The following is a 20913-nucleotide window of genomic DNA, read 5'->3' as shown; positions in this document are numbered from 1 at the left end:
CAGTACTATTAATTTTATTACTTATTATTTTGGAAAGCTTTTATGATTGACTGGTCAGAACAAGATATGCGCGTCTCGCGCACAGAACTCAAAAAATCTCATGAGCGCTTGCAGCAACTGTCTATACCGCTCGCTGGCCTATCAAAAAAACAGCTAAAAACATTACCAGCCAGTGATTACTTTATGGCGGAACTCATGGCATTGGCTGATATCACCAGCGCCAATGCTCGTAACCGTCAGACCAAGCGTGTCGGCAAGCTCATCAGTGAAGAAAATCGTCACGAGTTGGTCAAGGCGTTGTTTGATGCATTTTTTCCTAAAGAGCAAGTGTCTAAAATTGAAAGTTGGTATGATCGCCTAAACATCAATGATGAGGGCACGCTCAAGCAGTTTGTAAAACAATACAAAGCTTCTGAGCACAACAGTATGTATCAATTGCTACTATGGATTGAGTACGCCAAACATATGCAAGACGATGAGCTAATGGAAGAATCCAAAGCAGACTTGGCAAGCTATATTCGTGAAGTGGCGATCTTGTCGCAATTAAAAAAATAGATATACGATAGTAATATTGATTAGATTTTATAACGCAAAAAAGCCAATCAATGAATGATTGGCTTTTTGACGTGTCATACAGAAATTATCGCACGTAAATGATGCTATTCAAGCTAACGTAATATAGGTTATTTCTTTTCAGCGCGGGCTTTATCGACTAGATATTCAACAACTTTAGGCACTTTCGCATCTTCACCAGTTACCACGTATTTGCCTTGTACGACCACGGCTGGTACGCCAGAAAGCTGATAGCGTTTAGCGCCTTCTTGTGAGCGACCAATTTTTGTGCCAACAGCAAATGAGTTATACAGACTGTTGAATTTCTTTTCATTCACGCCTTTTGATGCGTACCATTTGCTCAATGATGATTGATCAAACAGCTTTTTGCCATCTTTGTGGATCGCGTCAAATAGTGCAGAATGGGTTTTGTCTTCGAACCCTAAAAGCTGAGCCGCATAGAAACCACGAGCGTTGGCTTCCCAAACAGGGTTAAGTGCCGCTGGGGTTTTGAAGAATACCACATCTTTGTCTTTAGTTTTTGCCCATTTTTCCATATACGGATCAAGCACATTACAGTGCGGGCAGCCATACCAGAAAAACTCACGAACAATGATAGCATCACCGCTGATGGTCTCTGGGTTGTCTATTACGCGATAATCTTTTCCAGCGACATAGTCCGCAGCTTGTGCGCCCATTGAGGCAAGTCCAATGGCCATCGCCAGACCAGTCAGTGTAATGACACGTTTCATACTTTATCCTTGAGGTGTAGGGATTTAGAGTTTGTTAAAAGGTTAGGGTATTTATGACATTTACAACATCGATATGTGAGATATACGATTTTCAGAGTGTCTGAACGATACAGCGTCAAGTATAATCGAACAATATTGAAGTATCGACTATGATAGCGTAAAACGTGCACGCTTGTGAATCGGATTCTTAACCGACAGTTATAAAGTTGTTAGCTATTATTTAAGGCGTATTGCTTGTCATTTCTGATAGTTAGCTCTTTGAAGCTTACGCCTCATCGCTATGCTTACTTTATACTAATTATAAAGCATGCGAATAAGTATGTCTAAAGCAGCTATTCTCTATTATTTGCCATAAAACTGCAGGTAAAAAGCAGGTAAGAAATAGACGTTTGCTAAGCCCATTCACAATCAGTGACGATGTACCTACGACAAATATACGGCTCTCATGCTAATATTGAGCACATAACCGTGCACTGTATACGATAACAACTATAATGACAATCAAGGAAAATGCTATGAGCTCAGCTTTATCTTCTTCGCCATCTTCGAGCAATAAAACCAACGAAAATCTCGATAAAACGGCGGCTGGCACTATAAACGTGGACCCCAGCGAAGTTGAAAAATTTAACAATCTGGCGAGCGAGTGGTGGAGCAACACAGGTGCATTTGCAACGTTACATGAGATCAATCCGCTACGTTTGAATTGGATAGAAGAGAATATTAAGCGTGGCTATCAAAACGATACTCGCAGTAATGATGTGACTGATAAAACCGCTGAACAAGGGCTTGCTGACAAAAAAGTGCTAGACGTAGGATGCGGTGGCGGAATACTGTCAGAGTCTATGGCACGTCGCGGTGCAGATGTGACAGGGATCGATTTGGGTACTGAAAACCTCAAGGCCGCTGCGCTGCACGCTGAGCAAAGCGGATTAGAGAGCACTTTACGCTATCAGCATATTCCAGTTGAAGAGCTAGCAAAAACGCATGCAGGTCAGTTCGATGTGGTGACCTGTATGGAGATGCTGGAGCACGTGCCTGATCCTAGCTCGATTGTACAGGCTTGTTATGAGCTCTTAGCGCCTGGCGGCGTTTGTATACTATCGACAATCAACCGAAATCCTAAGTCGTACTTGTTTGCTATTGTCGGGGCAGAGTACGTACTGCGATTGCTCGACCGCGGCACCCATGATTATGCCAAGTTTATTACCCCAGCTGAGCTAGACAAAATGGCCATTAATACAGGCTTTGTACGCCAAGATATCATCGGTTTGCATTACAATCCGCTGACTAAGCGCTATTGGCTCGCCCAAAACGTTGATGTGAACTATATGATAGCTGTCCAAAAGCCATTGGTTTAACGCGGTAGAATGAGCACTGTAGACGGCTTTCTTTATCCATTGTAATTTTACTAAACACGTTATCAATTTCAAGAGCATTCACTATGACCCAATTTGTAAAAGCTGTTTTATTTGACCTTGATGGGACGTTAATCGATACTGCTGCAGATTTTGTGCGTATCATTGGTAAAATGAGTCTCGAAAACGATTGGCAAGCGCCGCCTGAGGCAGAAATCCGCGAGCAAGTCTCTGCTGGCGCTTCAGCTATGGTGCAATTGATGCTCAGGCATAACGACCAACTAGAAGTCAGTGAAGAGGCATTGCTTGAGTTCCGCCAGCAGTTCTTAGATGACTATGAGGCAGATATCTGTGTCGACAGCTGCTTGTTTGAGGGGCTTGAAGCTGTGTTAGTTGATTTAGAGAGCAAAGGCGTACCTTGGGGTATCGTGACCAACAAGCCTCGCTATCTGGCAGAAAAACTATTAAATAAGATGCAGTTGGATGAGCGCTGTGCCGTCTTGGTATGCCCTGATGATGTGTCGCGTTCAAAACCAGATCCAGAGCCAATGTATATGGCACTAGAGAAACTGGCTATCCCTCGCGGTGCGGCTGGCTGTGTGCTCTATGTAGGCGATCATATACGCGATATCGAAGCGGGCAATGCGGCTGGTATGTCTACGATTTTGGCGGCTTATGGTTATATTCCACCTGAAGATCAAAAGACGCTAAAGAAATGGGGCGCAGATCATATTACTGACACCCCTGAGCAATTGAGCAAATTGCTGCTTTCTTCTGGCAAATTTGAGTATTTATAGATTGGTTTTTAGGTAGTAAATCATCAGTATGAGTCATCTTGAGTTCATACTGATAAGCATATATTTTCAATGATTCAACGATAAGTAGTGAGCAATAGCATGAGTGACAATATCAATCAGCCAGCTAATCAGACAAATAATCAAAAAAACGTTCAAAGTCTTACTCAACCTTTGACTCATGACGATATTCGCAACTTTGTGCCACCTACTCATTGTCTAGATGGAAAAACTATCTTAGTGACAGGTGCAGGGGATGGCATTGGCCGTGTTGCAGCATTAACCTATGCTCGCTATGGCGCTACCGTCTTGCTACTAGGCCGTACCAGCAGCAAGCTCGAGTATGTCTATGACGAGATTGAGAGCCTTGGCGGTAAACAGCCTGCTATGTTGCCGATGAATCTAGAAGGGGCGACCTATGCTGAAATGCAGCAGCTAGAAAGACTCATTGATAAAGAAGTTGGTCAGCTGGATGGTATCTTGCATAACGCTGGTGTGCTTGGGCAGTTGACGCCACTTGAGATGTATGACGTTGATACATTCGCTCAAGTCATGAAGGTCAACTTTACAGCGACCTTTATGCTCACTCAAGCGTTGCTACCACTGTTAAAAGATGCCGATCATGGCTCTATCGTCTTTACTTCTAGTACAGTTGGCACGCATCCTCGCGCATTTTGGGGTGCTTATGCGCTATCAAAACAAGCAGTAGAAGGTATGAGCGATATCTTTACTCAAGAAACCCAAAATACCACGAATCTGCGTTTTAACTGTGTTAATCCAGGTGGTACTCGTACTAATATGCGCGCCCATGCTTATCCAGGTGAAAACCCGATGAGCTTAAAAACACCTGAAGATATTATGGCAGGTTATGTCTGTCTGATGAGTGATGCAAGTATTGGCGTGCGCGGGCAAGTGGTTGAGCTACAGCCAAAAGATTAGCAGTGATATTTTTGCTGTATGTTGTCATGTTTTATTTATGATATTGCGACGATTGTTAGGTTGTAATCAGTCGTATCTAGCCCCATCTATTTGTTATTAAAGAAATTATATAAAGAATAATGACTAATAAAAAACAAATAGGATAAAATTATGGCAGGTGGCTGGTCAAGAGATGGTGCTGAGCACGAACAAATGGATGCAACGGTCAATGATGCCTTGGAGCGAGCGCGGCGTTCGCTACCAACAGGTATCAGTGCTGAGCTATGTGATGAATGTGGTAACCCTATTCCAGAAGCGCGGCGACTAGCAGTGCCTGGTATTCAGCATTGTGTCAGTTGTCAGACAGAGCTTGAACAAGAGGCAAAAGCGGCTGAGCTATTCAACCGTCGCGGTAGTAAAGACAGTCAGTTGCGCTAAAAAGTAAAAAGAAAAAGGGCGGACATTGCTAGATAACAAAGCAATGTCCGCCCTTTTTTTGTCTATGACTATACAACCATTGCCATCAGTTCGCGATCGCAATCCTCCCAATCTATCAAGGCTAATGACGCTTTAACATCATGTTCAGTTTCTGTTTTTTCTGTAGCTGTATCGACCGCATTGCTTAATTGCAAAATAATTTCTAATCGACTATCAGTCTGTGGGCTAATCGTTCTGGTGGTTAGACTACCAGGGTTAAAATTGATCTGCATCCAGCCATCAGAAGTATGAACCACGCCTTTTATGCGTTGCCAGTTTGGCAGTGCTAACAACCAATTCTGTAAATCGTCAGCATTTAGCATGTAATGTGCAGGTAGTCGCCATCCAGCCAACTGAAAATCCTTTTGATCTTCATGGTAGCGATAGGGCAGGTCGTTATTAGCATTAGCCGGAGTATTGGTTTGAGCCTCGCTCTCATCGGTAGATGAACTCGATGATGGCGCAGCTCCTAAAGAGTTGGCTTGAGACTGTAAACCAATCAACGGTTTTTGAGGATTAGAAATACTGACTTTTCGTTGATTCGAAATGATAGAGCTGGGCTTATTCAATTGGTCGTTCAACGTAGACGAGTATGCATCTGCTACAAGTTTATTTGCTACAAACTTATCTGATGAATGGACATCTGATGAATCTATTGTCTCAGCTACCGTTAGTTCAGATACTGCCCAAATGATTTTTACTTGTGAATTTAGCTTGGCTATCCACTCCACCATCGATTGTTTTTCGCTAGTATTTAGTTGGGCGTAGCGATTAATTATCAGCACATCGGCATCACGAACATGCGCTTGAAAACCATCATGATCACGATACTTAACCTGTTGCCACTGCTCGCCACTCAGTACAGTTATCACCGCATTCATCTGTAGTGCGGTTTGCCAATGCGGCGCACTGAGCTGTAATATCAGCTCGCGTGGATGTGCCAATCCTGTGGGTTCAATAAGCAGTCTCTGCGGGTGATGGTCACTGAGTAGGCGACTGATCGCAATTTGTAAGGGCAGCTGACTGGTACAGCAAATACAGCCGCCACTAACTTCTCGAATGGCGATATTCTTTTGCTCAAAATCGTTATCTTGAGAGCTTGCCAAGAGTGCACCATCAATACCGATACGGCCAAACTCATTGATTAAGAGAGCCCAGCGCTCGTCATTAGATTTTGTGGCAAGCATCTGATTGATGACGGTGGTTTTGCCAGCACCTAAAAACCCTGTCACTAACGTGCAGGGTATGTTTTGAAAAATAATAGGGTTTTTCACAGGTATGCTCATCATATTGGCACGTGTTTGCGAATAACCAAACACGGCCTATATTAAAAGAAATGTCATCAGTCAAAGGTTATTCACTCTTGACGGTTTCTACCTCAGCTTCATCAGGAACGAACACATAGCCCACACCCCAAACCGTTTGAATATAGCGGGCTTGTGAAGGGTTGTCTTCAATCAAGCGACGTAGGCGTGATACTTGGACATCGATAGAGCGCTCCATCGCACCCCACTCACGACCACGGGCAAGGTTCATCAACTTGTCACGGGTCAACGGCTCACGTGGATGCTGAACTAGAGCCTTTAACACCGAAAACTCACCTGTCGTCAAAGTGACGACGTTACCATCACGTTTGAGCGTGCGAGTTGATAGATCTAGTGTCCATGGACCAAATTCAACCACTTCTAGTTGGTGACTTGGCGCCCCTGGAAGCTCACGGTTTTGACGACGCAAGACGGCCTTGATACGCGCCAATAGCTCTTTTGGGTTAAATGGTTTAGGCAGGTAGTCATCTGCACCCGCTTCCAAACCTGCGATACGGTCAGCATCGCCACCTTTGGCGGTCAGCATAATGATTGGAATGTCCGCATTGTCTTCACGTAGGCGCTTACAGATGCTGATACCGTCTTCGCCTGGTAGCATCAAATCTAACACAACCAAAGAGAAGAGCTCACGTTGCATGAGTTTGTCCATCTGACTGCCATCATGGGCAGTACGAACGACGAAACCATCATCTTCTAGGAAGCGCTGTAGCAAAGAGCGCAGGCGAGCGTCGTCATCGACAACTAAAATACGCTGAGTCAAAGTATCGGGGCTGTTGTTATCAGTCATACAGGCATCCTCTTATAAAAATTATTGTTAGCAGAAATGACGAGTAAAAAGCGATGAGTAAAATACTGCCATTAATTATCGTTATTTAATGATGGGTCAAAACAAGCACGTCATAGAATCAAAAACTATTGTTCAATATATCAGCACATCTCAATATTTGTGCTATTGATACTTTAGTGTATAAGATTGCACCGCGAATTGCATCACCCATGAGAATAAATGCTGTATGCGTTTGTTTAACAAGGCTACAGAACGTTTGATATAAAACGTTTTATGACGCAAAACAGGCGATAATTAACGAAAAGATAAAAAGGATTTTTATTCATGCAGCTTTTGCTATAATGCAAAACTACATTTCTCAACGATTGATACGTATATGAGTAGCACTGATACCTTAACGTCATCTCAAACCTCGACAAATGCACAGGTTTTGGATGCAACCACACACGCGAATATTCACGACAAGCTTGCTCGCGCGCTTGGCATTAAGACTGCTCAAGTCAATGCGTTTGTGAAGCTTTATGATGAAGGCGCAACCGTTCCGTTCATTGCGCGTTACCGCAAAGAAAAGACGCAGAACCTTGATGACGCGCAGCTGCGTGCTTTAGAAAAATCTCTCAATTATGAGCGTGACATGGCCACACGTCGCCTCAAAATTACTGAGCTGTTAAGCACACAGGGCAATCTGACCGATGAGCTACAGACGCGTATCAATAATGCGACGTCTAAGCTTGAGCTTGAAGACATCTATCTGCCATATCGCCCGCGTCGTCGTTCACCGGCTGCCAAAGCACGGGCTGCTGGTCTTGACGCTGCCGCCCAAGCGGTGTTAACGCAAGAAATCACTCCGACAGAGGCGCTGGCTGATTATCAAGTTCAATCAAGTATCACTGATGATAGTGGTAATGAGATCGACGTTGATTTTAGCGATATCGAAAAACAGCTCGCTGGCGTACAAGCCATTATCGTCGATGAGTGGACACAAGCACTGGGCTTGTTGGATAACCTACGTAGCGGGTTTGCCAAAACTGCCAGTATCGTATCGAGCGTTGCGAGTGAAGAAAAGCGTGAAGTCGGCGAAAAGTTCAAAGACTATTTCGAGCATAGCGAAAGCCTTGCCCGTCTGCCTAACCATCGCCTATTAGCAATGTTGCGCGGTCGTCAAGAAAACGTCTTGGGTCTAAAAATTGAAGGCGAAGACGCCCCCTTTATCGAAAAAATCATCAATCATTTCGATGTCGATGCCAAAGCGCCAGCAGCACGCCGTGAGTTTTTGGCAGAGGCAGCCAGCAGCTTATGGAAAGACAAATGGCGTCCGCATATCGAGCATCGCCTATTAACTGAAAAGCGTTTGGCCGCAGAAGCAGATGCGATCGATGTATTCGCTAGCAATCTACAGCATTTGCTAATGTCTGCACCTGCAGGCCCTAAAGTGATCTTAGGTGTCGATCCTGGTATCCGTCATGGCGTAAAAATGGCCATCGTCGATGCGCAAGGTCATGTCATGTCAGATAGTGAAGAGAAACCTGTTATCGCGACAGTGTATCCGTTCGCACCTGACAACAAAATGACTGAAGCCAAAAAAGTCATCGATGAGCTATTAAGCACTTATAACGTTGATTTGGTCGCTATCGGTAATGGTACGGCAAGTCGCGAAACCGATGCGATGATCAAAGAGATTCTAGCCGCGAACGATGCACTCAAAGCCAAAGCTGTCATCGTGAACGAGTCGGGTGCCTCTGTCTATTCTGCCAGTGAGCTTGCCAGTGATGAGCTTGCTAATCTAGATGTTTCTGTGCGCGGCGCGGTTTCTATCGCACGTCGCTTGCAAGATCCATTGTCAGAGCTCGTTAAAGTGGATCCAAAAGCTATCGGTGTAGGTCAGTATCAGCATGATGTCAATCAAAACCAGCTCGCAGATAGCCTTGATAAAGTCACTCAAGACAGCGTGAACGCGGTTGGTGTTGATGTAAATACGGCAAGCCCTGCTATCTTGGCTCATATCGCTGGTCTTAACCGCAACGTAGCGCAGCAAATTGTCACTTATCGCCGCGAGCACGGTGCATTTGATAGCCGTGAAGCACTCAAAAATGTCCCACGCCTAGGCGCTAAGACCTTTGAGCAAGCAGCTGGTTTCTTGCGCATTCATAATGGTAGCAATCCATTAGATGCCACTGGTGTGCATCCAGAAAGTTATGCCTTGGTTGATAACTTACTTGCGCAAGCGGGTAAGCCGTTGTCAGAAGTCATCGGTAATGATGGTGTGCTAAATGCTATCGATACGACTGCGCTGGCTGCTAACGATGATAATGTTAGCGTAAAAGCGATTATCGAAGAGCTTGCTAAACCTGCACGCGATCCACGTCCTGAGTTTAAAACAGCCAATTTCCGTGATGATGTCAATAGCATCAAAGATTTGAGCGAAGGTATGCAGCTTGAAGGGGTAGTCACTAACGTAACGGCCTTTGGCTGTTTCGTTGATGTGGGTGTCCATCAGGATGGTTTGGTCCATATCTCTCAGATGGCCAATGACTTTGTCGCAGACCCCATGAACCGCGTCAAACCTGGTGATATCGTATCGGTTCGTGTTATCTCTATCGATGAAAAACGTGGTCGTATCGGATTTAGTATGAAGCCTGAGTCTGAAAAACCTGTCCGTACGGCTGCTAAGTCTACTGCAACCAGTACAGATGGTGAAAAAGTGAGCCGTCCACGCAGTAATCAGGCGAATAGTGACCGCCCAAATAATAGCCGTCCCGCTACTGATAAGCGTTCGTCTAAGCCACGTGGTAAACGTCAGGACAATACGAATAGTAACCGTAGCAAACCGATCAAAAACGATAAAGCGGAAGCACCTAGTAAGATGGGTACACTTGGCGCTTTGTTACAAGAAGCTGGCGTGACTAAAGCTAAGAAATAGCCAAAATTTATAGCCGTGTTCAACAAAAAAGGCAGCCAATTGGCTGCCTTTTTATATGTCACTTATTGATAGTAGTAAACTATTAATCATACTATTCAATCAAGCACTGTCATTCAATCAAGTACTGCCATTATTAACGAATTGTGAAACGACGGTTTTCGTTGAATTCAACTTGACCAGGCTGAGTGGCTAAAAGCTCACCACGACGGTCTTTTTTCTTCTCTTGTAAGGTAATCTCGACTGGCTTTTCGCGCATGTCAGCAGGTGTTACTTGGCTGCTTTGAATGTCATTTGTCATCTGTGCGCGGCGCATCATAGCGGCACGTGCTTGAGCATCATTATTAGACATTTCATCCTCTGCTGTAACTGTCATGTCTTCATCCATGTCACCTTCTTCAGACTCCATATCGTCATTCATCGTATCCATGTTGTTATCATCAACAGCACCTGGTTGAGTAGCGAGAAGCTCGCCATCAGGGCCTTCTATTTCGGCTTGCAAGGTATTATCGACAGGAGTGGTACGCATGTCTGCTGGCATAATGTCACTGGTATTGACAGGTGCAGCTATTGCTAACGCTGGCAAAACAAGTGTCGCGCCTAATACTAACGGTAAAATATTCTTTTTCATTATAAAACTCCAAATTTGATAAATTAACAATGATTAAAAAAGGCTGCCCCTGTTTTGATATAGCTAATTTTAAATATTATTGGTTTAAAATATAGACGATCAAAAACAGCCAGACTTTGGTTCGACCTTACTATAATATGTAAAAACAAAGTACCAGTTATATAGCTGACATTTCAGTAGTAAACTCATTAAGGTTCTAACAGCTTGGTATATTCTTGTGACGTTGTGAAACTAATAAGCCCACATCTTATTTAAGAAATGAAGTAAGCATTTGGATCTATTCTATTCAACAATGATATATTTACCAGTATTTGTATCGATAACACGCCGCTGAGAATCTTTATCTGGCACACGAACTACTAGAAAATTTTGACTAATATCAATGCGATCAATAATATTTTTTAGAGAAATATCTTTATTGGATGATGCTTTTTGAAGTGAACTTTGATTAAAAGTTTTAAATGAATATTCTCTATGATAACCAAACCTTAATGTGTTTTATCCTAGCGTATTGGTGAGAATATGGCTGTGACATTAAGCTAGGGATGTGTAGCATAATGTATTGAAAAATCGAAAAGTTGCAACATTGATTACCAAAAAAGTACGGTATTAGTATTCGCTAACATGACTGATGAGCACTATAAAATTTGCGTATTAAAAAACCGCACCTTGTTATCAAGATACGGTCACAAAAATCATCAGCGTTAATAAATCATTATTTAAATGTTTTACACTCGATTAACCATCGATAACATCAAAACTTAAGCCTGAATGTTCTTCTAAACGGGCTATGAGCTTATCACCCATCGCAGAGGCAGGCGTCCAGAATCCGCCGCCAACGTCTTCTTTACTGATATCTTGTGCCAGACATAATGCTGCCTGCGCGAGCATACGGGAAGTGCTGCCGTAACCAGGATCTTTATCGCCGGTAACTTTGACCGTAATGGTGTCGTTTTTAGCTGTCTGACCGAAATGGCGAATATCAAAGTAGCCATTTTCCTGCTCATTCTTAGAAGGGCCTGTGCCTGCTTTGGGCAGAACATGTTTGGACAATAACTCACGGCTTGGTTTAATCATCATAGCAGTGGCAAATCCTAGTAGACCCGCGCTCATCGCGTAGCTTGATAACTTACCTTTGACACCATCTTTCATCCACATGGCTTCGTCATATTTAAAATCGCGACCGTATTCATAATCAAGTAGCTGGTTACTGCGATGTACAATACGTGTGTTAATACTCGCCATCACAAAGGGCGCCAACCAACGTTTATGGGTGCTGTCGTATTCTGGTTTGCTGACATTGTCTTGACGGACATTGGGCACATCTATGTCATCGTTTAGTAGATAAGGGTTGGCCACTTGCTTACGGCGTGACTTATCTTCACCAACTTCTTCGAATATCGTAGCCATCGAGGCAATCGTACCACCAGAGATGCCGCCTTTTGCCGCTTTTACTCGCATGTGAATCACATTACAAGCTTCTCCGAACTTCTCTTCTGCTTTGGTTTGCGTAAAGTAAACGCCTAAATCTGATGGGATAGAATCAAAGCCACAAGAGTTGACGATACGTGCGCCGCTTTGCTTGGCAGTATCTTGATATTTGTCCATCATATCTTTGATAAAGATCGCTTCACCAGTAAGATCGACGTAATCAGTACCGTTTTCGGCGCAAGATTTGATAAGAGGCTCGCCATATTTGAGGTAAGGGCCGACGGTTGAGATGATGACTTGTGTCTGTTTGGTCATCTCATCGAGGCTGGCAGAGTCTTTACTATTGGCAATGATAATATCTACTTTGCTCTCAAGTTTCGACTGTAGCTCATTGAGTTTTTCTTCATCACGTCCTGCAATTGCCCAAGTGACGTTAGAGCCATCTTTATTTTTAGCATTGGATAAAAAATTGATTAAATAGTGAGCGGTTATTTGTCCGACAAAGCTTGTTGCGCCATATAAGATGACGGCATAAGGGCGGTTGTCGCTACTATCTTTTTGCGTAGGTTTTGCGGTATCCGTCTCGGTACTCATAAGTATTGTCCTTAATAGATTGGATGATAATGTGACTTTGAACTATAAACCAAGTGGTCTAAATAAGTTAGAAGTTTATGGGGTCGCTATAGTTTTCATTGCCAAATCTCTTTTTCAGGAATTTTTGATGTTATTTATATGCAACTACAAGGCAACCAATAATTTAGCAAATAAGGTGCTCATCATCGTAAATAATATATTTATAGAGACAAGAAAAAATAAAAGGTATTAACACTTGCTACAAACTTTACATAATCTACTGACATCATTACTAAAATGCACGTTCTTTAAAGAGAAATATTGCTAATCTATGTTTGTAAGCAGATATGACTGGTATTAGAAAAACAAAAAGTTAAATTAATACTATATAAAGTTTACTATCTGATTTTTAACAATTATTTGAGGAGAATATTATGTTTCGTTGGGCTATTATTTTTGCAGTGATCGCACTGTTAGCAAGTTTATTAGGATTTGGCGGCGTCGCAGGATTGTCTGCTAATCTGGCATATATCTTCTTAGCAGTCGCTGTGATTTTATTTATTGTGGCATTTGTCAGTCGCAAAATGTAAATACAGCTTATTACTATAAAAAATCCAGTATAAGAAAAGACCCTCAATTGAGGGTCTTTTTTATGTTCTACTAAAGCGCTTCAGTTACTCGTTTAACATAAGCATAAGGCTATAGACGTTTGGGCTGAACGATATGCTCCATGCGTTTTGCAAGGCGAATGTCCAAACTAGAGATACCACCCGTATCCTGATTAGTCAGGCGTACCTCGACTATATTGTATATATTACGCCATTCGGGGTGATGTTCTAGTGCTTCAGCATGAAATGCCGCTTGGTTCATAAAACTCATGGCTTCGATAAAGTCACTGAAGTGATAGGTCTTGACGATACTATTACCATCGCGCTGCCAACCAGCAAGCTCTTCTAACTGTAGATTGATTTGTTTGTCAGATAAACTACTCATATTAATAACCTTTATTGTTATATGGATTGGTTTATTAAAAGTTATATTGGGATCGGTCTCCTAATCTAAAATAGGTTGCTAAAATCATTATTGCGCACAGTCTTTTATCGTTAAGGAGTAGCAGTAAGCTAGATAAGATCTTGGTACTCAGGGTGCTTGCTGATATATGAGGCGACAAATGAGCATTGCGGCACGACTTTTTTGTCATGCTCACGGGCGTAATCTAGCGCATGCTTGACTAGGGCAGAACCAACACCTTGACCGCCTAATTGTTGCGGAACGATCGTGTGGTCATAGACGAGCTTGTCATCACGGTCTTGATAGCTAATGTAGCCAGTTTGGCCATCAATAGTCGTCTCGAAACGATTTGCTGCTTGGTTATGAGTAATATCTAAGTTTGTTTTGGTCGTTTGGTTACTCATTGAACAACTCCATTTATTATTATCGAATATTTATGATGAATTAAGGCTGTTTAACAGGCGCTAATATCATTATGCGTGCTAATAATTCTAGCCATATATTTATCAAACACTTGTTGTTATTTTAGTATGACGCATTACCGCTTAACAATCTAGATGCTTACCACAATAGTAGACATGACAGCGTCTGTGTATATAGTTTTAGCGTTAACCAGTCTGCGTAAGAATGAAGTATTTCTAAAATACTATTTTGGCACATTACCATGCATAGGATAAGGCTTGGCGGACAACTGGTGGTAAAAACCGACCAAGGCCACCTTTGACCACTGGTTTAGTCTCACGATCGATGCGATTATCGGTATCTGACATTGACGCCTTATACGCATGCCATTCTTGTTCGCTAGGTTTGCTAAAGTGGTGGATACGTCCTATTACTTGTCGCAGCTGTGTACTAAAACGTCCAGTGTTATAGGCCAGATTGTATTTGTGGCAGATGGCTTTCACCTGAGGAGCAATACTGGCATAGTGGCTGGCTGGCATATCAGGAAAGATATGGTGCTCAATCTGATGGGATAAATTGCCAGTCAAAATGTGAAACCATTTATTCCCTTTGATATTGCTAGAACCCAAAATCTGACGCACGTACCAATCGCCTTTGCTCTCATCAGTATCGAGATGGGTATAGATATGTGCTTGCTCAGTGAAATGACCACAGAAAATCACCGCCCACGTCCACAGGTTACGAACCGTATTGGCCGTCATATTGCCGCTCAGTGTGCTTAGGGCACTACGACGGCCTAGTGTCATTGCTGCTATGGCTGGCAGTGCAATGTAGTCTTTACCCACTTGCCGGCCGATTTTGGCAAATAGTGCGCGAGATTTTTGCTGCATGATTTTGTGCAAGTCAGGGGAGTCGGCGTATTCATCGACACTGATCTGAATATCATGAAAGGCAACCGCCCATTCAAACCCAAATGCCAGTACCGCTGTACTAAACATATTGTAGCGATCTTCTGGCGTCCAAGGCTGCTCATCGGTCACCCGAATTAAGTGATAGCCGACATCATGATCTCGACCAACAATATTGGTAAACGTATGGTGTAAGTAGTTGTGCGAGTGTTGCCACAATGGCGCAGGGCAAACAATATCCCAATCAAACTTTTGACTGTTCAGATGTGGGTGCTGCATCCAATCGTATTGACCATGCATGACATTATGCCCAAGCTCCATGTTGTTGAGTATTTTGCTAAAGCTAAGCATTGACGTACCCAGTAGCCAAGTACCTATCTGCGAGCGGCGTGATGACATGCGTCCTGCGGCGGCCAGTAAACCACGGGCGACAAGCTCACTATAAGCCACAGTGGCATAAATCCGCTGAATGTATTTGGCGTCATCGCTACCTAATGAGTCCATTACACCTTTATATAGCGCATTTAATTCTACTGCCAAGGCATCACTTTGTGCTTTTGTTAATGGTGCATGGGTTACTGTTGGATAGCGAGTTTGCTGTGATGATAGGGTTGGCTGCTCGCTATCATTTTTTGTCAACGGTGCATCGGACAATGGTGTCAAGATAGGTACGGCAGAATGTGCTGTGTCAATAGGTGGTAATAAGCGCATATATAAATCCTTAACCGAAACGGCACGAATAAACAGCACTAGGTTCGGTTTTATGAGTCATCTGAGTTTTAGCATACAATATGAGTTAACATCAGTCTATTTTTTAGTTTTAAGAGGTCGATAGTCAGGGGTTAGTGGTCGTATTTTTTATTTCAGCAGTGCTAAATGTCTAACACCACGTCTGTCATAGCGATATTGATGCACGTCTGGATAGACTCGTAACCATCACTACTTATCTTGCCAGTTTGGATGTTTTTGACCACGCCGCTCACTTTATTGCAGCGGCACAACTGGCAAATTCCTTGCCTACAGCCATAGGCTAGACGTACATCTGCATTTTCGGCAGCGACCAACAATGTAGTGTCGCTATCGAACTGCCGTTGCCGTGATCGCAAATACACCGTATGCGACTCTGTCTGTAGTGCGTTATCTAGTACTTGATTGCCGCCGCTATTAAAATCAGGGAGTGCACTACCGAAATTTTCTACGATAATGTTGTCACGTAGCTGGATGTTTTGTGGCACGTTAATCTCGTTTACTGTTTTATATAAGCCAGCTAATAACGCTTGTGAACCGCAGGCAAATATCTGCATATCTGCCAGAGGTAGATTAAGTGATAACAGACCCTCTGCACTTAAGTGTCGTTCGCCAGCCAGATAGGTAGCAGGGTTATCAGTATGGATCAAATGATAGTTGAAGGCTGGATAGATATCGCTCAGCTGTTGCCACTGATGCTGAAGCTGGGGAAGTTTCGTTCGATTATAATGTAGCAACGCCACCTGATGTCCGTCTGCTAGTGCTTGCGTAATAAGTCCTAGCATAGGCGTGATACCGCTACCGCCAGCGACAAATAACAAAGGGTTTAATCTTTTATTATCTAAGTTTGTCTTCGCTAAAGTGAAGCTACCAAGTGGAACACTCGTATCAACGATGCTAGATAGTGGCAGTTGTTTGGTGAGGTAATGAGACACCAGTCCTTGTGGTTTGATTGCGATAGTAACCGTGTGGCGTTGGCTTTTTGCTGACTTAGTAATGACGGCATCATCTTGCCACCATAGTGGTTGGTTCGCCAATCCTACAATTGAATAGCTGCGCTGATGATAAACCCCATCGATAAAAACACGTAAATCGAGGTACTGACCACCTTGCCAATCATCTGTCCCTTTAGATATCTGCTGCCTAAACGCTTGATTGATCTCAAATTGCAGTGCGATTAAATCATCACTCATCTCGTATCGAGCAATAAGGCGTAGCTTGGGCGTCGTCAAAGACCAAAACGGATGTAAGCGCGACCCGATAAAATCGACAAACGCACGTTGAACTATTTCAGGGCGATAGCCGTTGGCCATATAATCAGTACCTGTATAAATATTATTAAAAAATATATGAAAAATAATGACTCAGCTTATAGTTAGTCTCATTGATAAGATATGAAACCATCCTTTTTTGCGCTGTTAAGCTACTCTAACATGCTAACGACTATTGATTAAATTTGCGAAAGTTTTGATGCTGTTTTTTGTGGTTTTTATAAAACAGTAATGAATCAGAATGTTAAGCTTGTTATTTCAGCAAAATATTTGTGGCCGCTTTTATCCAAAAACGGCGATGTGCTATGACAAAACTCGCAAAACAAAGGGTAAAACAACCTGTTAGCTTGCAGGGTATGCGCCACAATGCGATAATGACCTATAATTTGTAACCCTGATTTTGAGGTACGGCACGCTTGGCATCATCGCTGAGTGGCATTTGCTGTTCTCTTCTATGCAGTCTATCGGAGTGTTAATGGCTCAATATATTTACACGATGAACAACGTGTCAAAACTTGTTCCCCCTAAGCGCGAAATCTTAAAAAACATCAACCTATCGTTTTTCCCTGGTGCCAAAATTGGTGTCTTGGGTATCAATGGTTCGGGTAAATCAACCTTGCTACGCATTATGGCTGGCGTCGACACTGAGTTCAGTGGTGAAGCACGCGCGCAAGCTGGTACCAAAGTTGGCTATCTGCCGCAGGAACCACAGCTTGATGACAGCAAAGACGTGCGTGGTAATGTCGAAGACGGCATGCGCGAAGCATTAGATGCGCTCGCTCGTCTAGATGCCATCTATGCTGAATATGCAGAGCCGGATGCTGATTTTGACAAACTTGCTGAAGAGCAGGGCAAAATGGAAGACATCATCCAGTCATGGGATGCGCATAACCTAAACAACCAGTTAGAAAAAGCCGCCGATGCGCTACGTCTGCCACCATGGGATGCGGACGTTAGCAAACTGTCAGGTGGTGAGAAACGCCGCGTAGCACTATGCCGTCTACTATTGTCGCGCCCTGATATGCTATTACTTGACGAACCAACCAACCATTTGGACGCCGAGTCTGTCGCGTGGCTAGAGCAGTTCTTGCAGAACTACAGCGGTACTATCGTTGCCATTACCCATGATCGCTATTTCTTGGATAACGTCGCTCAGTGGATATTAGAGCTTGACCGTGGCCATGGCTATCCGTATGAAGGCAACTATACTGAGTGGCTAGAGCAGAAAAACAATCGTCTAGAGCAGCAAAACAAGCAAGAAGAGACATTTGCTAAAGCCTTGAAAAAAGAGCTTGAGTGGATTCGTAAAAATCAAAAAGGTCAACAGGCTAAGTCGAAATCTCGTGTACAGCGTTTTGAAGAGTTGAACTCAACAGAGTTCCAGAAACGTAATGAGACCTCTGAGATTTATATTCCACCTGGTCCACGTTTGGGCAACAAGGTGATCGAAGTCAATGACATCTCCAAGTCATTTGGCGATCGCCTACTATATGAAAACCTAAGCTTCAACGTCCCAGCGGGCGCGATCGTTGGTATCATTGGTCCAAATGGTGCGGGTAAAACCACGCTATTCAACATGATTACTGAGCGTGATACCCCAGATACTGGTTCGGTTGATTTGGGTGAAAGTGTCAAGGTTGCCTATGTCGGTCAGGTGCGTGATCACTTAGATGATAATAAAACCGTGTGGGAAGAAGTCTCTGACGGCCTTGATATCATTACTGTTGGTGATTACACCACGCCAAGCCGTGCCTATATCGGACGTTTTAACTTCAAAGGCTCAGACCAGCAAAAGCACGTCGGTCAATTATCAGGTGGTGAGCGTAACCGCCTGCAATTAGCGAAGACACTAAAGCAGGGCGCAAACGTATTGCTCCTCGATGAACCATCAAACGATTTGGATATCGAAACCTTACGTGCGCTAGAGGATGCGATTCAAGTATTCCCAGGCACAGTCATGGTCGTCTCGCATGATCGCTGGTTCCTTGACCGTATTGCTACTCATATCTTGGCATTTGAAGAAGAAGGTCCAGTGTGGTTCGATGGTAACTACACTGAGTTTGAAGCCTATCGCAAGAAAACCATGGGTGATGACGCCAGTCCTAAGCGTGCCAAGTATAAGAAGATTACCAACTAATACCGCTATTTGGTATATTGGAACTGAATAAAAAAGACCGCTAATGATTAGCGGTCTTTTTTTAGATAAGTATTTTTTAATTGTACCGGTGATGGTATTTATTTATCAATAATTGGAGATTTCGATTAAATTGCCATCAGGGTCACGAAAGTAAAATGACATAATTGCCCCTTGCGCACCTGTTCGCGGTACGGGACCTTCGAGCACGTCAACACCTTGCCCACGCACATGGGTCATGGCATCGGCTAAGGGCGTGGTGGTGATAAAGCACAAATCGGCGCTACCTGCTTTGACATTTTGCGCTTTGGGCTCAAACTCATTACCCAGCTCATGCAGGTTGATTTTCTGTTGACCATACGTCAAGGCGACACGTCCTGCACCAAAACGCACTTCGCTCATGCCCAGCACCTTGGTATAAAAATCAATGGTATGCTGTAGATTTTTTACGGTTAAAACAAAATGGTCAAGCCTTAGTATGTCCATGGCATCTTCCTTAGGTATTATTGATAATAAAATATTTCATACGAGCGTGATTTATGACGATTAAAGCATCCCAGCAAGAAACGATAGAGCAGTTATATCACACCCACCCGCTACTAAAGACGATCACAACGACCAAACCGCTATGCTGGTTTAACCCCAAGTGGCAGTCCTTTGCAGAAGTGGCCTATGCTTTACCGCTTGGCGCAAAGGAGATCGCAGACGCCGCTGATCGTTTGCAGCGGTTTGCTCCCTATATTGCTAGCGTATTTCCTGAGACGGCGGCAAGCGATGGCATCATCGAATCCCCATTGATCGCTATCCCGCGCATGCAGCAAGCGCTACAAACCTTTTGTGGTCATCCCATGCTTGGGCGCTTATTGCTGAAATGCGACAGTCACTTGCCGATTTCAGGCTCGATTAAAGCACGAGGCGGTGTCTATGAAGTACTCAAGCATGCTGAGACAGTCGCGATTGATTCAGGTCTGTTAACCCTAGAAGACAACTATCAAAAACTCGATAGTGCTGCCTGTAAAGCGGTCTTTGCCACACATAGCATCGTGGTCGGCTCAACGGGCAATCTTGGTTTGAGCATCGGCATTATGGGTGCGCAGCTTGGTTTTCAAGTCACTGTGCACATGTCCGCCGATGCCCGCCAATGGAAAAAAGACTTGTTACGTGACAAAGGTGTCCGTGTTGTCGAGCATCAAGATGATTATAGCAAAGCTGTCGAACAGGGACGTATTGAGGCCGAGCAAGCACCGCGCTGCCATTTTATCGATGATGAAAACTCCCAAGATCTGTTCCTTGGTTATAGTGTCGCTGCTGAACGCCTAGAGCAACAACTGGACGATCAAGGTATTCAGGTCAATTATGAGCAGCCGCTGTTTGTTTATCTGCCTTGCGGCGTTGGCGGTGGTCCCGGCGGCGTGGCCTTTGGTCTAAAGCAGATTTTTGGTGACGATGTGCATTGTTTTTTTGCTGAGCCTACCCATTCTCCAGCTATGTTGGTTGGTATGTATACGGGCTTGCATGATGGCGTGAGCGTTCAAGACTTTGGTATCGATAACAAAACCTGTGCCGATGGTCTTGCAGTTGGTCGACCATCCGCCTTTGTCGGCCATGTGATGGGACCACTGCTCAGCGGTATCTACACGGTGGCGGACGACGACTTATACCGTCTGCTGGCCTTGATGCATGACAGTGAAGGTATCGATCTTGAGCCTTCCGCCTTGGCAGGCGTGCCTGGTATTTCCAAAGTCCTCACTGAAGGTACAGCGTATCTGGAGCGCCACGGGTTAACGGATAAGCTCGACCAAGCGACACATATCGTGTGGGCAACGGGCGGCAACATGGTGCCCAGTGAAGAGCACCTTAACTACTATCAAAAAGGAAAAAACCTACTATAAGATCTTTTAAATAAGCACAAAAGCTGAGACGCAATG

The 20913-nt window shown here is 43.8% G+C and carries 19 protein-coding genes; 9 read left to right on the top strand and 10 right to left on the bottom strand.

All coding sequences use genetic code 11. The annotated features are described in order from the left end of the window. Window positions 1-42: 42 nt before the first annotated feature. Window positions 43-555, top strand: coding sequence for a ribosome biogenesis factor YjgA (gene yjgA, locus QO189_RS04340; protein ID WP_371531676.1), 513 nt, complete (start codon window positions 43-45; stop codon window positions 553-555). Between the two features lie 128 nt (window positions 556-683). Here yjgA and QO189_RS04335 read toward each other — a convergent pair whose 3' ends face one another. Next, window positions 684-1304, bottom strand: a complete 621-nt coding sequence (locus QO189_RS04335) for a thiol:disulfide interchange protein DsbA/DsbL (RefSeq protein WP_371531675.1) — start codon at window positions 1302-1304, stop codon at window positions 684-686. Window positions 1305-1819: 515 nt separating this feature from the next. Between QO189_RS04335 and ubiG the strand changes: the two genes are divergently transcribed. From ubiG to QO189_RS04315, 4 genes are all read left to right on the top strand, one after another. Next, the gene (gene ubiG / locus QO189_RS04330; RefSeq protein WP_371531674.1) at window positions 1820-2662 is read left to right on the top strand and encodes a bifunctional 2-polyprenyl-6-hydroxyphenol methylase/3-demethylubiquinol 3-O-methyltransferase UbiG; all 843 of its coding nucleotides are present in this window, start codon (window positions 1820-1822) and stop codon (window positions 2660-2662) included. 83 nt (window positions 2663-2745) lie between these two features. Further along, window positions 2746-3456 (top strand): HAD family hydrolase, encoded by a 711-nt coding sequence (locus tag QO189_RS04325; protein ID WP_371531673.1) that lies wholly within the window; start codon window positions 2746-2748, stop codon window positions 3454-3456. Window positions 3457-3555: 99 nt separating this feature from the next. After that, complete coding sequence (locus QO189_RS04320; protein WP_238036055.1) at window positions 3556-4392, top strand: YciK family oxidoreductase; 837 nt, start codon at window positions 3556-3558, stop codon at window positions 4390-4392. A 150-nt stretch (window positions 4393-4542) separates the two neighbouring features. Further along, window positions 4543-4809, top strand: coding sequence for a DksA/TraR family C4-type zinc finger protein (locus QO189_RS04315; RefSeq protein WP_201600864.1), 267 nt, complete (start codon window positions 4543-4545; stop codon window positions 4807-4809). Window positions 4810-4877: 68 nt separating this feature from the next. On the opposite strand, the gene QO189_RS04310 is transcribed toward QO189_RS04315, so the two are convergent. After that, window positions 4878-6122: a GTP-binding protein gene (locus QO189_RS04310; protein WP_371531672.1), complete on the bottom strand. Its 1245-nt coding sequence runs from the start codon at window positions 6120-6122 to the stop codon at window positions 4878-4880. 79 nt (window positions 6123-6201) lie between these two features. Further along, entirely contained in the window at window positions 6202-6960 is a 759-nt protein-coding gene (gene ompR, locus QO189_RS04305; protein ID WP_058023990.1) for a two-component system response regulator OmpR, read from the bottom strand. Window positions 6961-7336: 376 nt separating this feature from the next. Between ompR and QO189_RS04300 the strand changes: the two genes are divergently transcribed. After that, the gene (locus tag QO189_RS04300; RefSeq protein ID WP_371531671.1) at window positions 7337-9880 is read left to right on the top strand and encodes a helix-hairpin-helix domain-containing protein; all 2544 of its coding nucleotides are present in this window, start codon (window positions 7337-7339) and stop codon (window positions 9878-9880) included. Between the two features lie 133 nt (window positions 9881-10013). Here the strand turns inward: QO189_RS04300 and QO189_RS04295 are convergent, their stop codons facing one another. Both QO189_RS04295 and QO189_RS04290 read right to left on the bottom strand, forming a co-directional pair. Then, window positions 10014-10508: a hypothetical protein gene (locus QO189_RS04295; protein ID WP_371531670.1), complete on the bottom strand. Its 495-nt coding sequence runs from the start codon at window positions 10506-10508 to the stop codon at window positions 10014-10016. Window positions 10509-11246: 738 nt separating this feature from the next. Next, window positions 11247-12533, bottom strand: a complete 1287-nt coding sequence (locus tag QO189_RS04290) for a trans-acting enoyl reductase family protein (protein WP_371531669.1) — start codon at window positions 12531-12533, stop codon at window positions 11247-11249. Window positions 12534-12946: 413 nt separating this feature from the next. On the opposite strand from QO189_RS04290, the gene QO189_RS04285 reads away from it, so the two are divergent. Beyond that, window positions 12947-13102, top strand: a complete 156-nt coding sequence (locus tag QO189_RS04285) for a DUF1328 domain-containing protein (RefSeq protein WP_021814049.1) — start codon at window positions 12947-12949, stop codon at window positions 13100-13102. Between the two features lie 109 nt (window positions 13103-13211). Here the strand turns inward: QO189_RS04285 and QO189_RS04280 are convergent, their stop codons facing one another. The 4 genes from QO189_RS04280 to QO189_RS04265 form a co-directional block, all read right to left on the bottom strand. Further along, window positions 13212-13505, bottom strand: coding sequence for a 4a-hydroxytetrahydrobiopterin dehydratase (locus tag QO189_RS04280; RefSeq protein WP_102078853.1), 294 nt, complete (start codon window positions 13503-13505; stop codon window positions 13212-13214). A 128-nt stretch (window positions 13506-13633) separates the two neighbouring features. Next, window positions 13634-13927 carry a GNAT family N-acetyltransferase gene (locus QO189_RS04275; protein WP_371531668.1) on the bottom strand — a complete coding sequence of 98 codons (294 nt, stop codon included), beginning with the start codon at window positions 13925-13927 and terminating at the stop codon, window positions 13634-13636. Window positions 13928-14182: 255 nt separating this feature from the next. Beyond that, entirely contained in the window at window positions 14183-15544 is a 1362-nt protein-coding gene (locus QO189_RS04270; protein WP_371531667.1) for a fatty acid desaturase, read from the bottom strand. 161 nt (window positions 15545-15705) lie between these two features. After that, window positions 15706-16893, bottom strand: coding sequence for a flavin reductase family protein (locus QO189_RS04265; RefSeq protein WP_371531666.1), 1188 nt, complete (start codon window positions 16891-16893; stop codon window positions 15706-15708). 433 nt (window positions 16894-17326) lie between these two features. On the opposite strand from QO189_RS04265, the gene ettA reads away from it, so the two are divergent. Then, window positions 17327-18988 (top strand): energy-dependent translational throttle protein EttA, encoded by a 1662-nt coding sequence (gene ettA / locus QO189_RS04260; protein ID WP_371531665.1) that lies wholly within the window; start codon window positions 17327-17329, stop codon window positions 18986-18988. A 105-nt stretch (window positions 18989-19093) separates the two neighbouring features. Here ettA and QO189_RS04255 read toward each other — a convergent pair whose 3' ends face one another. Further along, on the bottom strand, window positions 19094-19471 hold the full coding sequence (locus tag QO189_RS04255) for a VOC family protein (RefSeq protein ID WP_371531664.1): 378 nt from the start codon (window positions 19469-19471) through the stop codon (window positions 19094-19096). A 53-nt stretch (window positions 19472-19524) separates the two neighbouring features. On the opposite strand from QO189_RS04255, the gene QO189_RS04250 reads away from it, so the two are divergent. Beyond that, a complete protein-coding gene (locus QO189_RS04250; protein ID WP_371531663.1) occupies window positions 19525-20877 on the top strand; it encodes a D-serine ammonia-lyase in 1353 nt (450 codons plus the stop codon). Window positions 20878-20913 lie beyond the last annotated feature (36 nt).

This window comes from Psychrobacter sp. Arc29 (genome assembly GCF_041431175.1).
Taxonomy (GTDB): domain Bacteria; phylum Pseudomonadota; class Gammaproteobacteria; order Pseudomonadales; family Moraxellaceae; genus Psychrobacter.
This window is presented reverse-complemented; position numbering and strand designations above follow the sequence as displayed.

Bases quoted from the DNA above. Each gene is read 5' to 3' on its own strand.
- yjgA (WP_371531676.1), top strand. From the start codon at position 43: ATGATTGACTGGTCAGAACAAGATATGCGCGTCTCGCGCACAGAACTC.
- QO189_RS04335 (WP_371531675.1), bottom strand. From the start codon at position 1,304: ATGAAACGTGTCATTACACTGACTGGTCTGGCGATGGCCATTGGACTT.
- ubiG (WP_371531674.1), top strand. From the start codon at position 1,820: ATGAGCTCAGCTTTATCTTCTTCGCCATCTTCGAGCAATAAAACCAAC.
- QO189_RS04325 (WP_371531673.1), top strand. From the start codon at position 2,746: ATGACCCAATTTGTAAAAGCTGTTTTATTTGACCTTGATGGGACGTTA.
- QO189_RS04320 (WP_238036055.1), top strand. From the start codon at position 3,556: ATGAGTGACAATATCAATCAGCCAGCTAATCAGACAAATAATCAAAAA.
- QO189_RS04315 (WP_201600864.1), top strand. From the start codon at position 4,543: ATGGCAGGTGGCTGGTCAAGAGATGGTGCTGAGCACGAACAAATGGAT.
- ompR (WP_058023990.1), bottom strand. From the start codon at position 6,960: ATGACTGATAACAACAGCCCCGATACTTTGACTCAGCGTATTTTAGTT.
- QO189_RS04300 (WP_371531671.1), top strand. From the start codon at position 7,337: ATGAGTAGCACTGATACCTTAACGTCATCTCAAACCTCGACAAATGCA.
- QO189_RS04295 (WP_371531670.1), bottom strand. From the start codon at position 10,508: ATGAAAAAGAATATTTTACCGTTAGTATTAGGCGCGACACTTGTTTTG.
- QO189_RS04290 (WP_371531669.1), bottom strand. From the start codon at position 12,533: ATGAGTACCGAGACGGATACCGCAAAACCTACGCAAAAAGATAGTAGC.
- QO189_RS04285 (WP_021814049.1), top strand. From the start codon at position 12,947: ATGTTTCGTTGGGCTATTATTTTTGCAGTGATCGCACTGTTAGCAAGT.
- QO189_RS04280 (WP_102078853.1), bottom strand. From the start codon at position 13,505: ATGAGTAGTTTATCTGACAAACAAATCAATCTACAGTTAGAAGAGCTT.
- QO189_RS04275 (WP_371531668.1), bottom strand. From the start codon at position 13,927: ATGAGTAACCAAACGACCAAAACAAACTTAGATATTACTCATAACCAA.
- QO189_RS04270 (WP_371531667.1), bottom strand. From the start codon at position 15,544: ATGCGCTTATTACCACCTATTGACACAGCACATTCTGCCGTACCTATC.
- QO189_RS04265 (WP_371531666.1), bottom strand. From the start codon at position 16,893: ATGGCCAACGGCTATCGCCCTGAAATAGTTCAACGTGCGTTTGTCGAT.
- ettA (WP_371531665.1), top strand. From the start codon at position 17,327: ATGGCTCAATATATTTACACGATGAACAACGTGTCAAAACTTGTTCCC.
- QO189_RS04255 (WP_371531664.1), bottom strand. From the start codon at position 19,471: ATGGACATACTAAGGCTTGACCATTTTGTTTTAACCGTAAAAAATCTA.
- QO189_RS04250 (WP_371531663.1), top strand. From the start codon at position 19,525: ATGACGATTAAAGCATCCCAGCAAGAAACGATAGAGCAGTTATATCAC.